The 14,163-nt window shown below is 72.1% G+C and carries 13 protein-coding genes and 1 riboswitch; of the genes, 7 read left to right on the top strand and 6 right to left on the bottom strand.

Annotated elements, in window-relative coordinates; translation table 11 throughout:
• Positions 1–128 precede the first annotated feature (128 nt).
• Both ACZ6QQ_RS33635 and ACZ6QQ_RS33630 read right to left on the bottom strand, forming a co-directional pair.
• The gene (locus tag ACZ6QQ_RS33635) at positions 129–1,139 is read right to left on the bottom strand and encodes a coiled-coil domain-containing protein (RefSeq protein ID WP_465881800.1); all 1,011 of its coding nucleotides are present in this window, start codon (positions 1,137–1,139) and stop codon (positions 129–131) included.
• Between the two features lie 3 nt (positions 1,140–1,142).
• A riboswitch (cyclic di-AMP (ydaO/yuaA leader) is annotated at positions 1,143–1,273 on the bottom strand.
• 217 nt (positions 1,274–1,490) lie between these two features.
• Positions 1,491–2,360, bottom strand: coding sequence for a copper resistance CopC family protein (locus ACZ6QQ_RS33630; RefSeq protein WP_465881799.1), 870 nt, complete (start codon positions 2,358–2,360; stop codon positions 1,491–1,493).
• A gap of 88 nt (positions 2,361–2,448) precedes the next feature.
• On the opposite strand from ACZ6QQ_RS33630, the gene ACZ6QQ_RS33625 reads away from it, so the two are divergent.
• From ACZ6QQ_RS33625 to ACZ6QQ_RS33605, 5 genes are all read left to right on the top strand, one after another.
• A complete protein-coding gene (locus tag ACZ6QQ_RS33625; protein WP_465881798.1) occupies positions 2,449–2,823 on the top strand; it encodes a cupredoxin domain-containing protein in 375 nt (124 codons plus the stop codon).
• A complete protein-coding gene (locus ACZ6QQ_RS33620) occupies positions 2,820–4,154 on the top strand; it encodes a hypothetical protein (RefSeq protein WP_465881797.1) in 1,335 nt (444 codons plus the stop codon). The genes ACZ6QQ_RS33625 and ACZ6QQ_RS33620 overlap by 4 nt, the downstream gene beginning before the upstream one ends.
• 115 nt (positions 4,155–4,269) lie before the next feature.
• On the top strand, positions 4,270–5,184 hold the full coding sequence (locus ACZ6QQ_RS33615; RefSeq protein WP_465881796.1) for a cation diffusion facilitator family transporter: 915 nt from the start codon (positions 4,270–4,272) through the stop codon (positions 5,182–5,184).
• A 76-nt stretch (positions 5,185–5,260) separates the two neighbouring features.
• Positions 5,261–5,881, top strand: a complete 621-nt coding sequence (locus ACZ6QQ_RS33610) for a copper resistance CopC family protein (RefSeq protein ID WP_465881794.1) — start codon at positions 5,261–5,263, stop codon at positions 5,879–5,881.
• Positions 5,878–7,923, top strand: coding sequence for a bifunctional copper resistance protein CopD/cytochrome c oxidase assembly protein (locus tag ACZ6QQ_RS33605; protein WP_465881793.1), 2,046 nt, complete (start codon positions 5,878–5,880; stop codon positions 7,921–7,923). Before ACZ6QQ_RS33610 ends, ACZ6QQ_RS33605 begins: the two co-directional genes overlap by 4 nt.
• Before the next feature lie 140 nt (positions 7,924–8,063).
• On the opposite strand, the gene ACZ6QQ_RS33600 is transcribed toward ACZ6QQ_RS33605, so the two are convergent.
• From ACZ6QQ_RS33600 to ACZ6QQ_RS33585, 4 genes are all read right to left on the bottom strand, one after another.
• Complete coding sequence (locus ACZ6QQ_RS33600) at positions 8,064–8,963, bottom strand: YcnI family copper-binding membrane protein (RefSeq protein WP_465881792.1); 900 nt, start codon at positions 8,961–8,963, stop codon at positions 8,064–8,066.
• 70 nt (positions 8,964–9,033) lie between these two features.
• Positions 9,034–9,708 carry a response regulator transcription factor gene (locus tag ACZ6QQ_RS33595; RefSeq protein ID WP_465881791.1) on the bottom strand — a complete coding sequence of 225 codons (675 nt, stop codon included), beginning with the start codon at positions 9,706–9,708 and terminating at the stop codon, positions 9,034–9,036.
• Positions 9,696–11,102: a sensor histidine kinase gene (locus tag ACZ6QQ_RS33590; protein ID WP_465881790.1), complete on the bottom strand. Its 1,407-nt coding sequence runs from the start codon at positions 11,100–11,102 to the stop codon at positions 9,696–9,698. The genes ACZ6QQ_RS33595 and ACZ6QQ_RS33590 overlap by 13 nt, the downstream gene beginning before the upstream one ends.
• A 263-nt stretch (positions 11,103–11,365) precedes the next feature.
• Complete coding sequence (locus ACZ6QQ_RS33585; RefSeq protein ID WP_465881789.1) at positions 11,366–12,625, bottom strand: glycosyltransferase; 1,260 nt, start codon at positions 12,623–12,625, stop codon at positions 11,366–11,368.
• A 125-nt stretch (positions 12,626–12,750) separates the two neighbouring features.
• Between ACZ6QQ_RS33585 and ACZ6QQ_RS33580 the strand changes: the two genes are divergently transcribed.
• Positions 12,751–13,380, top strand: a complete 630-nt coding sequence (locus ACZ6QQ_RS33580; protein ID WP_465881788.1) for a TetR/AcrR family transcriptional regulator — start codon at positions 12,751–12,753, stop codon at positions 13,378–13,380.
• Positions 13,380–14,105: a GAP family protein gene (locus ACZ6QQ_RS33575; RefSeq protein WP_465881787.1), complete on the top strand. Its 726-nt coding sequence runs from the start codon at positions 13,380–13,382 to the stop codon at positions 14,103–14,105. Before ACZ6QQ_RS33580 ends, ACZ6QQ_RS33575 begins: the two co-directional genes overlap by 1 nt.
• The last annotated feature ends 58 nt before the right edge of the window (positions 14,106–14,163 follow it).

Below are 14,163 nucleotides of genomic sequence, written 5' to 3'. Positions count from 1 at the left end.
GATACTGCCGAAGATGACATGTCATCCTTCGCCGACTCGGCCGGCCGGAACCGGGCCGAACGGAGCAGGCCCCCGAGCCGGCCGTGGTGGGACCGGGTGGGGGCCTGCGGACGTCGACCGGCGCGAGGTCAGAGCATGGACATGTGTACGTGGTCGGTGTGGTCGCTCTCACCGCTGTACGACTTCCAGCCGGTGGCCGGGAACCAGATCTGCTTGTACCAGATCACGTAGAGGATGCCGAGCTTGTCTGCGTTGCGGACCAGGAACGCGGTCAGGTTGTTGCCGTAGAGGCGCTGGTCCTGGTTGCGTGCGGGGGCGAATCCGCTGTTCAACAGGGACCAGTCGCAGGCGCGACCCTTCGGGTGCTCGAACGGACCGCCGTTACGGTGACAGCCGACGAACCGGTTGAAGCCGGCCTTCTTCACCTCGTTGTACGCGTGCAGCGTGCGCGGGGTGACGCAGCCCCCGGTGGTCGGGTCGTCCTTGCTGCACGACTCCTTCGGCCAACCGCCGCTGGCCGTACGCGGGGCGGCCTTCGCCACCGGTGAGTTGGCGTCGACGAAGCCGTTGGTCAGTCTCTTGCCGCCGACCAGGGCGAGTGAGCGTTCGGCGTCCTGCTTCTGCCGGGCCATCACCGCCGTCTGCTTCTCCTGCTCCTTGACCTCGGCGTCGGCCAGGGCCTTGGCGCGTTCGGCCAGCTCACGGGCGGCGTTGAGTTCGTGCAGCTTCTGGTCGTTGACCGCGTTCATCTCGTCGAGCGCGACCGCCCGGTCGAGGAACGAGTCCGGGGAGGCGCTGTTGAGGAGTGCCGACACGGCGCCGAGCTTGCCGGTGCGGTAGGAGCGGGCGGCGATCTCGGCGACCTGGGGGGTCAGCTCCTCGATCTGCGTCTCGGCCTTCGCGAGCTCGGTGGCGAGGACCGACTGCCGCTTCTTCGACGCGTCGAGCGCGGCCTTGGCGTCGAGGAAGCGACGTCCGGTCGCCTCCAGGACCTCGCTCAGCAGCGGGGTGTCGGACTCGACCGGGCCGGGCGGTGTGGCCGGCGCGGCCAGTGCCGTGGCCGAGAGCGGTGCCACCATGAGCAGGGCGGTGACCAGCGCCAGGGCAGGCGTGAACCATCGGCGGAGGGGTGCCGTCATGCAGGATCCTTCCGTTGGTCGCCGACCGGGTTAGCTGACGGGTTCGGGATGGAAGTGATCCCTACCGCTGTCGCGGATTCACCCCACGTACTCGGTTCCCCGGTTCGTCCAGGACGATTAGGCGACGGTCCCGCCGGCACCGGTTGGCGCCGATTGGCGTTGACCGCGAAGAATCCTACCGTGTGATCCGTCCTGGTGGACACGTCCATCGGGGTGCCAAAAGCGTTATGGGACAACGACTTTCGGTTATCGTTCACCGTTTCGGCTAATCCGGATACCGGCTGTAATGGTGATGGTGCTGATTGTCGAATCAGCGATCGACGACCAGCGTTGCGTGATCGGCGATCGGTGTCAGCGGTTGCCGCGTTTGCGCGACGGCTGCGCCTTTCCCGGCGACTGGTTGCCGCCCGCCGCTTTCCGGGCCGCCGCCGCGCGTCTGGCCGCCGCGGTGGTGACCGGTCGGCGGCGGTTCGCCGGACCGGTGTTGATCCGTGCGGTGCGTCTCGGTCGCAGCGTCAGGCCGACGATGACCGCCACGCCGACGAGGAGCAGCACCGGCAGCAACCAGACCATCGGGCTGCTGCCGTCGTCGTTGGTGCCACCGGCGGCGTTCGGATCCGGCGACGCCGGTGCGGTGGTGCTGCCGGTGCCCGGATTCGTCGGGGCCGACCGCTCGGGGTTCTCGGCGGCGGCGAGCAGGGCCGGGTCGGCGGGGTTCGTCGGCGCGGTCCAGCCCTGCGGCGCGGCGGTCGCCGTACCGGCGTAGGAGAACTTGACCGTGCCGCGTACCGGCTCGCTGTCGGAGGCCACCGAGAGGTAGCTGGCGGTGTACTCGCCCTTCTCCGGCCAGTGCGAAACCTTGACGAACGCGGAGTATCCGGTGTGGTAGAGCTTCGGCTCCCACTTGCCGTTGACCAGGTTCAGCTCGGTGACCGGGCGGTCGAGCCGCTTGTCCGGACCGGGCTGCCAACCGGCGTCGACGCGTACGCCGCTCGGTGTGGTCACGGTGAAGTACGCGTTGGCCGCCGGTGCCTCGGTGAAGTACAGCTCCAGCACCTGCGTCGGCCGGGACAGGGTGGCCCCGGCAACCGGGTCGGAGACGGCGAGCTGACCGTGGGCGGACGCGGGCGAGCCGACCACCGCGAGCGCGATCGTGGCGACGACGACGACGGCGAGCAGGCGGCAGGCCGCGCGGACGGTGAGCAGCCGGGGCGATCGCATCGGCCCATCATGGTGGCTTCCGCTGTGCCCGGCAAGACGCTACAGTCGCTTCCCGATGTCGCGGGACCGGCTGACTGGGGAGATGGTGATGATGCCCTCTATCGGCCGTCGTCGTGCACTGGCCGCGTTCTGCGGTGCGGTGCTGCTGACCGTTGCCGGCACCGGATGCGGTTCGACCGGGGGACCGGCGGACCCGGACGCGCCGGTCGAGGTGGCCATCACCATCACCGAGGGGCGGGCCGATCCGCAGCCCGGTCGGGTGGACGCGACGAAGGGCCAGTCGGTCCGGATCACCGTGACCAGCGACGTGCCGGACCGGGTGCACGTGCACGGGTACGACGTCGGCGCGGAACTGCCCGCCGGGCAGCCGGCCACGGTCGAGTTCGTGGCGGACCGGGACGGCATGTTCGAGGTCGAGACGCACGAGACCGAGCTGCTGCTGTTCCAGCTACTGGTCCGATGAGGACGGTCCCCGAGCTGCTCGCCCACGGGGTCGGCGGGCGGCAGGACCTGCCCATCCCGTTCGCGTACGCGGTGACCGGTGCCGCGCTCGCCCTGGTCATCTCGTTCGTCGTGCTGGGCGCGTGGTGGCGGGAGCCGAGGCTGGGCGACCCGGAGGCGGGACGGCCGCTGCCGGAGCGGGTCGGCCGGTTGGTCGACTCGGCCGGGTGGCGGTGGGCGCTGCGCTGCCTGGGACTGGTACTGGCGGCGTACTTCGCGATCGGACTCTTCTTCGGGCCGGACGTCGACCGCAACCCCACCGCCGGCCTGTTCTACGTGGTCTTCTGGGTCGGGCTGGTGCCCGCCTCGCTGCTCTTCGGACCGGTGTGGCGGGCGCTGAATCCGCTGCGTACGGTCTATCTGCTGGCTGCCGCGATCGGCCGGCGGGATCCGCGCCGGGGCTTTCTGCCGCTGCCGCCGAGGCTGGGTTACTGGCCGGCGGCGGTCGGCCTGCTGGCCTTCGTCTGGCTCGAACTCGTCGCACCGGACCGGGCCACCGTGCCGGTCATCCGGGCCTGGCTGGTCGGGTACGCGCTGCTGGTGCTGCTCGGCGCGGCCCTGTTCGGGGTCGGTTTCTTCGACCGGGGCGACGCGTTCGAGGTCTACGGCGACCTGGTCGGCCGGCTGGCGGTGGTGGGCCGTCGCGACGACGGGACACTGGTCTGGCGCAATCCGCTGGAGGGGATGAGCGGGCTGGCACCGGCTCCGGGACTCACCGCGGTGGTGGTCGTCCTGCTCGGCTCGACGCTGTTCGACAGCCTCTCCAACGCCCCGGCGTGGTTCCGGTTCGTGCAGAACACCGAACTGCCGGCGGTGCTGACCAACACCGTCGGGATGCTGGTGCTGATCGGCCTGGTGCTGGCCGCGTACGGCCTGACCTGCCTGCTCGCGGCGAAGCTGGCACCGGGCGTGCGGCCGGCCGACGTGGCGGGCGAGATCGCCCACTGCATCGTGCCGATCGCGGTCGGGTACGTGCTCGCGCACTACTACTCGCTGCTGGTCCTGGAGGGGCAGCGGACCGTCGCGCTGCTGTCGGACCCGCTGGTCACCGGGGACGCGAACTGGCTGGGAACCGCCGACTGGTCGGTCAGCGCGGCGCTGGTCACCCCGACCGGGGTGGCGATGTTGCAGGTCACGCTGATCGTGCTCGGGCATCTGCTGGGCACGGTACTCAGTCACGACCGGGCGCTGGTGCTGTTCCCCGGCCGGTCTGCGGTCGCCGCGCAGGTGCCGTTGCTGGTGCTGATGGTCGGCTACACGGTCGCCGGGCTGCTGCTGCTCTTCGCCGGCTGACCCGGCACCCTTCGGTCCATCGAAGCTGGCAATGGGTCCCACTTCTAATTTGCACACATAGCGATGTACGCATACTTTGAGGAAGGAGCGGCGCGACAACGAGGGAGGGCGACCCATGGGTGCAGGCCACGACCACGGCGCACACGTACTGCGGGCAGGGGAGAAACACCGCCGCCCGCTCTGGGCCGCGCTCGCCGTACTGGGCGTGTTCATGCTGGTCGAAGCGGTCGCCGCCTGGTTCACCGGCTCGCTCGCCCTGCTCTCCGACGCCGGCCACATGTTCACCGACGTGCTCGGCATCGGGCTCGCGCTGGCCGCGATCACCGCCGCCAGCCGCGCCGGCCGGGACACCCAACGCACCTTCGGCCTCTACCGGCTCGAAGTGCTCGCCGCGCTCGCCAACGCCGTCCTGCTCTTCGGGGTCGCGATCGCCGTCCTGGTCGAGGCGGTCCGCCGGTTCGGAGACCCACCCGAGGTCGCCGCCGGCCCGATGCTCGTCGTCGCGGCCGGTGGCCTGGCGGCCAACATCGTCGCCTTCCTGCTCCTGCGCTCCGGAGCCAAGGAGAGCCTGAACGTGCGCGGCGCCTACCTGGAGGTGCTCGGCGACCTGCTCGGCTCGGTCGGCGTCATCGTCGCCGCGCTGGTCATCACGTTCACCGGCTGGCTCTACGCCGACCTGGTCGTCGCGGTCGCGGTCGGCCTGTTCATCCTGCCGCGCACCTGGCAACTCGCCCGCGCCGCGATCCGGGTGCTGGTGCAGGCCGCCCCGCCGCACGTCGACGTGACCGAGGTACGCACCAGCCTGGCCGGGGTCGACGGGGTCTGCGACGTACACGACCTGCACGTCTGGACCCTGACCTCCGGCATGGACGTCGCCTCCGCCCACCTCAGCCTCGACCCCGGTGCGGATGTCGGCCGGGTGCTGACCGCCGCCCGTGGACGCCTGCACGAGAGTTTCGGCATCGACCACGCCACCCTCCAGGTCGAACCGCTAACCTCGGCCCGGTTGTGTCAGGACAGCCACTGGTGACTCGGCGGGAACTATCCGCCCGGCCAGCACGACTACCCGTGGGGCTGTCTGCCATCGCCGTTGGGAGTTGAGCTGGATGCGAGTGTTCCGCCCACTTGCCGTCATCGCCGTCGTCTGCGCCACCGCGCTCGTCGCCGTACCCGCGCCGGCCTGGGCGCACAACGAGCTGCGGACCAGCAACCCCGCCAACGGCGCCCGGCTGGCCGCCGCACCGGCCCAGGTGGTGCTCGACTTCGCCGAACGGCTCAACCCCAAGTTCACCACCGTCGCGGTGACCGACAAGGCCGGTACGGCGCTCGGCGACGGCCAACCGCAGGTCACCGGGGTACGCGCGGTCCAGCGGCTGCGTCAGCCGCTGGACGCGGGCGACTACACGGTGGCGTACCGGGTGGTGTCGGTCGACGGGCACCCGGTCAGCGGCAAACTCACCTTCACCGTGACCGCCCCGCCGCCCACCACCGCCGCCGCGACGCCATCGACGGACGGGCAACCGCCGACCGAACCGAGCCCGGCCGGTGCGTCCGCCGGCGCCACCGCGCCCCCGTCGGACGAACTGCCGGGTGAACTCGCCGGCGACGAGAGCAGCACCGACGGCGGCAGCGGCGTGCTACCCGGCCTGCTGCTCGGCGCCGTCGCCGTACTGGCGATCGGCACCGGATTCCTGCTCATCCGGCGCCGCCGGACCACCCAGCCGTGAGCGCACCGGACCACCCGGCCGTGCAGACGTCGCCGGACCACCCGGCCCTGCAGACGTCGCCGGACCACTCTCCCAAGGGCGCACCGGAACATCCGGCCGGCACGACGCCCGAGCGGGGGGCCGTACCGGCGCCGGCCCCATCGGCACCGGGCGGGGTCGGCGCGGGCCGGTCGTACCCCGGGGGTTGGCCGGTCGCGGTCGCCGGGCTGCTCGTCGCCGTCGCGGTGCTGGCCGCGCTGCTGAAGTACGGCGGCGCCACCCGCCGGGAGGTCCTGCCCGGCCTGACCGACGCCGGCCCGCTCATCCCGTGGCTGTTGCCCGCCGCCCGGCTCGGCACACAGGTGGGTGCTGTCGTCACCGTCGGCCTGCTGCTGGCGGCGGTGCTCTTCTCGGCCCGCGCCACCGGAGGCGGCCTCTCCGCCACCGGCTACCGGCGGGTCCGGACGGCGGCCTGGTCGGCGCTCGGCTGGTGCCTCGCCAGCGTCGCCGCACTCTGCCTCACCCTCGCCGACGTGCTCGCACTGCCGATCGGCGAGGCGGTGTCGTTCACCACGGTCGTCAACTTCGCCACCACCGTCCAGTTGGGACAGGCACTGACGCTCTCCGGCTGGCTGGCCGGGGCGGTCTTCCTCATCTGCCGGGCCGCCCTGACCCCACGGACCGCCGGTGTCGCACTGCTGGTCGCCGTACTCGCGATGGTGCCGCCGGTCTTCACCGGGCACGCCGCAGGCGCCAGCAACCACCAACTCGCCGTCTCCGGGCTGCTGCTGCACGTCGTACCGGTGGCGCTCTGGGCCGGCGGGCTGCTCGCCCTGGCGCTGACCGGCCGCGCGCGAACCGACCAACTCGCCATCGCGGTACGCCGGTTCTCCCCGCTCGCCGCCGGCTGCCTGCTCCTGGTCGCCGCCTCCGGCCTGGTCTCGGCGTACGTGCGGCTGCCCGACCCGGCTGCCCTCGTCGACAGCCGGTACGGCCAACTCGTCCTGCTCAAGACCCTCCTGCTCGGCACGCTCGCCGCCGCCGGCTGGTGGCAACGGCGTACCGCCCTGCCCGCCCTGCGGGGCGGCGACCGGAGCCGGTTCACCCGGATCGCCATCGTGGAGGTGCTGCTCTTCGCCGCCGCGATGGGTACCGCCGTGGCACTGTCCCGGACCCCGCCGCCGGTGCCGGGCGGACCCGAGGAGAGCATCGCGCAGGCGCTGCTCGGCTACCCGTTGCCGGCGGCACCCGACGCCGCCCGACTACTCGGCGACTGGCTGCCCGAACCGATCCTCATCGCCGTCGCGCTCGCCGCCGCCGGCTACTACCTCGCCGCGGTGATCCGGCTGCGGCGGAGCGGTGGGCAGTGGCCGGTCTGGCGTACGGGCGCCTTCCTGCTCGGCTGCGCCGTGATCGTGGTCGCCACCTCCAGCGGCCTGGCCCGGTACGCGCCCCTGCTGTTCAGCGCACACCTGCTCCAGCAACTGCTGCTCACCACGGTGGCGCCGATCCTGCTGGTGCTCGCCACCCCGCTCACCCTGGCCCGGCGGGTGCTGCCGACCACCGTCACCCCCGGCTGGCCGGGCGTACGGGAGTGGCTGCGGGGAGCCGGGGCGTCCCGGTCCGGGCGGCTGCTGACCCGGCCGCCGGTGGCGCTGGTGCTGCTCGCCGCGACCGGATTCCCGCTCTACTTCACCGGCATCTACGACCAGACCCTGCGTTCACACGCCGCGCATCTGCTCATGATCGGCTACTTCCTGGCCGCCGGCTGGCTCTTCTTCTGGGTGGTGCTCGGCGTCGACCCCGTACCCCGGCGTTCCGGCTACCCGGCCCGGGTGCTGGCCGTACTGCTGCTGGTGGTGGCACAGGTCGGCCTCGGGCTGGTGCTCGCCCGCTCGGGCACCCTGCTCGCCGCCGACTGGTCGACCGCCCTGGCCCGCCCGTGGGGCGACCCGCCGTTGGTCGACCAGCAGAACGCGGGCCACCTGCTCTGGTCGTTCGGCAGCCTGCCCCTGCTCGCCGTCCTCGCCGTACTCACCCTCCGCCACCGCCGTAACCCCTAACCGACCCACCCACTCGCCGCTCACCCCGCGAAACCGAGCCCCGCACTTTCACGGAAAGAGTCGCTATTCCGGGCCGAATAACCACTTTTTCCGTGAAAGTGTGCGGATCTTGGTGGGGTGGGCGGTGGGTGGGGTGAGGGTCAGGGGCGGAGGCGCCAGCGGGTGGGGGTGGGTTCGGGGTCGGCGGGTGGTGCGGGGGTGGCGTCCGGGGCGTGGGGCGTGGTGGGTTGGGCGGTGGTGTCCGACGACGGGGCGTGGGGCGTGGCGCGTTCGGCGACGGGGTCCGGCGAGCCGAGGGGTGTCGCGGGTTGGCGGCGGCGGGCGATGGCGGCACCGCCGAGCGCGGCCGCGGCGAGCAGCACGATCAGCAGCCCGACCCGCAGCACGTCGGAGAAGCGGTCGGTGGCGACCTCGTCACCGGCGGCCACCTCGGTGTCCTCGGTGCCGCCGGGGTCTGCGCCCGTCGCCGCCGGTGGCGGACCGGCCGGGGCGAGCAGGGCGACCACCGGGGCCGGGCCGGTGCCGGCGGCGGCCGCCGAACCGGGCGGGGTGCTCCACCGCACCTGGGTGCCGTCGGAGTAGGTCTGGGTCACGTCGAAGACGAGCTGCTCGGCCTCGGGCATCGGTCCCAGCGACACCACCAGTTCGGCGACGCCCGGCGACGGAGGCGGTGCCGTACGGGTCCAGACGATCGTCGAGGTCACCTCGGTCACGTTGCCGTGGTGAATGCCGCTGAGCTGCTGCGTCAGTGGGCGGGTGGTGATGGTCGGTCCCCAGTCCGGTACCGACATCGGGTACACCTCGGCGACCGGCGCCGACTCGGGCAGCCGCAGCTCGACCCGGCTGGTGTACGCCCCGGCGCGCTCGTCCGGCACCCGGAAGGTGAGCTTCGCGGCGTCACCCCGGTACGCCTGCGCCGGTGTCACGGTCACGTCCGCGCTGGCCGGTGTGCCGACGAGACACAGCCCGCCGGCCAACACGGTGCCCAGCAGTGTGGCGCGTACCACCGGGGTTCTTCCGGTCCGTACCGAATCTGGCATCAGGAACCCTCCTTCGACCCGTACCCGTACCCTGCCCCGTCGGGTAGTTCGTAGCCGGGGCCGGAAAGGTTCAATCCGGCGGCATGTCGGCACCGCCGCCCAGGTACGCCAGCACCGCCAGCACCCGGCGGTTGGTGTCCTCGGTCGGGGGCAGGTCGAGCTTGGCGAGGATGTTGCCGACGTGTTTGCCGATCGCCGCCTCGGAGACGACCATGGCTCGCGCGATCGCCGTGTTCGAGCGTCCCTCGGCGATCAGGGCCAACACCTCCCGTTCACGGGCGGAGAGCCGGGCCAGCGGGTCGCGGCGGCGGCGCAGCAGTTGGCGTACCACCTCGGGGTCGACGACGGTGCCACCGGTCACCACCTGGCGCAGCATGCCGACGAACTCCGGCACGTCGACCACCCGGTCCTTGAGCAGGTAGCCGACCCGCCGGCCGTCACCGGAGTCGAGCAACTCGGCGGCGTAGCCGGGGCGGACGTACTGGCTGAGCACGACGACGGCGAGGTCCGGATGGGTGCGGCGCAGCCGTACCGCCGCCCGTAGCCCTTCGTCGGTGAAGCCGGGCGGCATCCGTACGTCGGTCACCACCAGGTCCGGTGCGTGCTCGGTGACGGCCGCGACCAGCGCCTGCGCGTCGCCGACCGCCGCGACCACCGCGAACCCGAAGCGGTCGAGCAGCCCGACCAGCCCCTCCCGGAGCAGCACCCCGTCCTCGGCGAGCACGACCCTGGTCACCGGGGACACGGTAGCTCCACCCGGAGCAGGGTCGGCCCGCCGGGCGGGCTGGAGAGCAGCATCCGCCCGCCGACCACCGCCACCCGGTCGGCCAGCCCGGTCAGCCCGGTGCCGTGCCGGGGGTCGGCACCGCCCCGACCGTCGTCGGCGACCTGTACGGTCACCCGCCCGCCACCCTGCCCCAGGGTCACCGAGACGGCGGTGGCGCCGCTGTGCCTCGCCGCGTTGGTGAGCGCCTCGGCGACCACGAAGTATCCGGTCGCCTCCAGGTGTCCCGGCAGTCGCCCGGACAGTTCACTGTGGACGCTCACCGGGATCGGGCAGCGGTCGGCGAGTTCGCCGAGCGCGGCCGGCAGCCCGCGTTCGGTGAGGATCTGCGGATGGATCCCATGGATGATCTCCCGCAGTTCGACCATGGCCTGTTTCGCCTGCTCGTGGGCGGTGGCCAGGGTGGCGGCAGCGGGCGAGTCGGCGGGCAGGTCGAGTCGGGCCAGGCCGAGTTGCAGGGTGAGGCTGACCAGCCGCTGCTGGGCACCGTCGTGTAGGTCACGCTCGATCCGGCGGCGCTCGGACTCGAACGCGTCGACCAGCCGGGCCCGCGAGTGGGCCACCTCGACCAGTTCCGCCCGCAGTTGCTCGTCCTCGCCACCGCCGTCGTGCAGCAGCAACCGGGCGACCGCGCCGTGCGCGCCGGCCAGCACCGCCAGCAGGTACGGCAGCACCGGTAGCAGGAGCAGACCCGCCACGGCGTACGGCAGGGCGCCGCCGACCGAGTCGACCGTGTCGAAACCGAGTGACACCGGGCCGACGTCGTGCCCGACCAGGAACGGGCTCGCCAGGAGGGTCACGATCAGCAGCGGTACGGCGAACACCGCGCCGTACAGCACCGGGGCGGCGGTGACCAGCAGGATCGTGTAGCCCAGTTCGCGCCAGGTGGCGCCCTCGGTGTACCGGGTGCGCAGCCAGGGCCACGGGCCGGTGGCGGTCGGTCGGCGGTGCCCGGTCACCAGTGGGGCGGTGTCGACCAGGCGTAACCGCCGCCGTTCCAGGGCCGCCACCGGCAGTGCGAGCAGTGGCCCGAACGCCGCGACCAGCACCGCCCCGAGCAGTACGGCCATCAGCAGCGTGCCGAGTGGCCGGAGGTCCCCGGTGGTGATCCGGCGCAGTGCGATCAGCCAGGGCAGGCCGAGCACCAGCATCGGCAGCCCCACGGCGGCCACCACCGGCGGTGTGGTGAGCAGGTAGCCGAGCGAGCGCCACGGCCAGCCGCCGAGCAGGAACCGTCGGCGGGTGACCGATTCCCACGCGTTGTGGGCGGCATTGTCGAACGGATCGGATGGGACGTCTTCCGGTGGATTCGGTACGGCGTCTTCCAGCGGGTCCGGTACGGCGTCGGTAAGCACGGAATCGACGCTAACGGGGCGCGATCGGCGGATCCATCGGTCTGGCGCTAGACCTCGGGTATGCCCAGCCATACCCCGTACGGAGGAATTCCGGTGGTGATTCCTCCGGCCATTCGGACGGTCACCCGATTCGACGCGGCGCGAAAGCGTGGCATTCGGATGCGGCGTACGACCGGTGGGGTGTCGGTGATTGGGGCGATACCTTTCCCGGATGCCGCTTGCTCTTTGCTCCGGGTTCGCTGGCGGTGTGCCCGGGGCGCCGGTCAGGCGGTTGTGTCGGCGAGCACCGGGCGTCGCCGGGCCACCAGTTGTTCCAGGAGCGCGACGGCGTGCTCCGGGTCGGGCAGGGCGACGATCTCGTCCCGGAGCCGTTGTGCGGCCCGGCGGTAACCGGGTTCGGCGAGCACGGTGGCGACCGTCGTGGCGGCCTCGTCCGGGGTGACGGTGTAGGCGTCGAGCACCCGGCCGATGCCGAGCGCCGCGCAGCGGGCCGCGTTCGCCGGCTGGTCGGCCCCCATCGGCGCCAGCACCATCGGCAGGCCGTGTTCGAGGGTCCCGATCACGCTGCCCGAGCCGCCGTGCGAGAGCACCAGGTCGCAGTGGGGCAGGAGGAGCGCCTGGGGAACGTAGCGCTCGATGCGTACGTGCTCGGGTTGCCGGCCGAATTCGGCCGGGTCGATCTGCTGTCCGACCGTGACGAGCAGGTTGATGTCCAGTTTGCCCAGTCCGGCGATGAGTCGGGGAAAGAGGTCGCCGGACTCGACGTTGAACTCGGTGCCGAGGGTCAGGTAGACACCCGGTCGACCGTTCGCCCGCCCGTCCCACGGTGCGCTCGTCCCGGCAGCCTCGTCGACGATCGGCCGTCCGGCCGGGGGCGTCGGTGGTGGTGGACTGACCGGACGGATCGAATGGGCGGTGGCGGGCAGTGGGAAGGCCGGGTCGCGGAAGCTCGGCGGGGCGGGGGAGAGGACCAGGTAGCGGCTGAGCATGGCGAGTTCGGGATCGGGCGGCAGGTCGTACGCGGCGCGCAGCTCGTCCAGCGGTTCGGCGACGAGGTCCGGCCGGATCAGGGTGCCGGCGGCGAGCACCAGCACGGTCGCGTACGGCAGCCCGAGGCGTTCCGCGACGACCATGCTGCCGAAGTCCGCCTCGTCGCAGACCACGAGGTCGGGTTGCCAGGCGGGGCAGAGGGCGAGCATCCGGCCGGCGCGCTCGCGGGCGGCCCGGCCGGCGAAGATCTCGCGTATCTCGCGGTCGATCTGGTCGAAGTCGATCGGCTGCAACGGTGCGCGTTCGCGGGCGGCGGTGGCGGGCGCCTGGTGACCCGGACCGCTGGCGGCGGGTTCGGCGACGACGGCGGTGAAGCCGGCCGCCTCGACCTTCGCGGCCATGCCCGGCCTGCAGGCGAAGGCGACCCGGTGACCGGCGGCTTCGGCGGCGCGGGCGATCGGTACGAGCGGGATCAGGTGACCGCTACCACCGGCGAAGCTGAAGAGGATGCGCACCCGGAGACTTTCGCTCATCGGACCGGCGTTTTCAACCGGTATAGCCGTACTGGCCGGTGCCGGCGGCTGCCATTCGGCCGAAGCGCGAGTCTTATTTCGCACACCTGTGTTGAAACGCTGGTCGATGACTGCTACAAAGGTGCGTGCCCAAGGTCGTCGATCATGATCAGCGTCGGGAGGAACTCGCCCGCGCGGTCTGGGCCGTGGTCGCCCGAGCCGGCGTCGAGGGCGCGACCGTGCGCGCGGTGGCGGCCGAGGCCGGCTGGTCGATGGGGGCCCTGCGCTACTACTTCGCCACCCAGGACGGACTGTTGAGGTTCGCGCTGGAGGCGATGCTCCGACGTACGCCCGAGCGGCTCCGGGTCCAGCTGGCGACCGGCGGACCCGGCCTCGAACGGGCCCAGCGCCTCATCGAGGAACTGTTGCCGCTGGACCGGGAACGGCTCGCCGAGGGGCTGGTCTGGCTGGCGTTCCTCACCCGCGCCCGAGTCGACCGGAGCTTCGACGACCTGCGCGAGACCGGTTGGCGCGGCGAGCGGTACGTCTGCCGGCTCGCCGTGGCCGAGATAGCCGGCTGCCCGTGGCCGATCGAACTCGCCGACCTGCTGCCCGGCGAGGCGTTGGAGGCCGAGGCCGCGGAGCTGCACACCTTCGTCGACGGCCTCACCCTGCAGGGCGCCACCTTCCCCGAGGAGGTGCCGTCGGAGCACCTGCGCCACCTGCTGCGCCGACGGCTCGAAAAGCTCGAATCCGCCGTACGAGAGGATCCTTGATGGACGCCGGGTTGATCGGATCCCTGGTACTGCTCGCCCTGATCGACAGCACGAGCTTCGGGACCCTGCTGATCCCGATCTGGATGATGCTCGTCCCCGGTCGGCTGCACGCGTCCCGACTACTGATCTTCCTCGGCACGGTCGCGATCTTCTACCTCGCCCTCGGGGTGGCGCTGACCGCCGGCGCCACTGCACTGCTGGACGACATCCGGCCGATCCTCGCCACCGGACCGTTCCAGGTGGTGCAACTCCTGCTCGGGGTCGTCCTGCTCGTCCTCGCCTTCCGTACCGGCCGGAAGAAGTCGGGATCGGAGCCGGGCCGGCTGATGCGCTGGCGGGAGCGGGCGATGACCGGCGAGGGTTCGGTGAAGGCGCTGATCGCCCTGGCCCTGACCGCGGTCACCCTGGAGGCGGCGACGATGCTGCCCTACCTGGCCGCGATCGGGCTGCTCAGCGCCGCCGAGCTGGCGCTGCCGGTGAGCGCCGCGGTGCTCACCGGATACTGCCTGGTGATGATCCTGCCGGCGCTCGTGCTGCTGGGCGCCCGGATGGTCGCGGCCAACCTGGTGCAGCCCCTGCTCGTCCGGGTCAACGGGTGGATGACCCGCAGCGCGGCCGAGACCACCGGCTGGATCCTCGGCCTCGCCGGGTTCCTGCTCGCCTCGAACGCCGCCCGCGAACTGGGCCTCTTCGACGCGATCGACTCCCTCTCCGGGGCGAAGTAGGCGCACCTCGACGAGCTATCGCCAGCCCGAACGGGACGCCCCGAGCGCGAGGCGATCT

It is taken from the genome of Micromonospora sp. NPDC049529 (assembly GCF_055586685.1).
This window is presented reverse-complemented; position numbering and strand designations above follow the sequence as displayed.

Excerpts from the sequence above, each read along its gene's own strand:
- ACZ6QQ_RS33635 (WP_465881800.1), bottom strand. The coding sequence starts at position 1,139 with ATGACGGCACCCCTCCGCCGATGGTTCACGCCTGCCCTGGCGCTGGTC.
- ACZ6QQ_RS33630 (WP_465881799.1), bottom strand. The coding sequence starts at position 2,360 with ATGCGATCGCCCCGGCTGCTCACCGTCCGCGCGGCCTGCCGCCTGCTC.
- ACZ6QQ_RS33625 (WP_465881798.1), top strand. The coding sequence starts at position 2,449 with ATGATGCCCTCTATCGGCCGTCGTCGTGCACTGGCCGCGTTCTGCGGT.
- ACZ6QQ_RS33620 (WP_465881797.1), top strand. The coding sequence starts at position 2,820 with ATGAGGACGGTCCCCGAGCTGCTCGCCCACGGGGTCGGCGGGCGGCAG.
- ACZ6QQ_RS33615 (WP_465881796.1), top strand. The coding sequence starts at position 4,270 with ATGGGTGCAGGCCACGACCACGGCGCACACGTACTGCGGGCAGGGGAG.
- ACZ6QQ_RS33610 (WP_465881794.1), top strand. The coding sequence starts at position 5,261 with ATGCGAGTGTTCCGCCCACTTGCCGTCATCGCCGTCGTCTGCGCCACC.
- ACZ6QQ_RS33600 (WP_465881792.1), bottom strand. The coding sequence starts at position 8,963 with ATGCCAGATTCGGTACGGACCGGAAGAACCCCGGTGGTACGCGCCACA.
- ACZ6QQ_RS33585 (WP_465881789.1), bottom strand. The coding sequence starts at position 12,625 with ATGAGCGAAAGTCTCCGGGTGCGCATCCTCTTCAGCTTCGCCGGTGGT.
- ACZ6QQ_RS33575 (WP_465881787.1), top strand. The coding sequence starts at position 13,380 with ATGGACGCCGGGTTGATCGGATCCCTGGTACTGCTCGCCCTGATCGAC.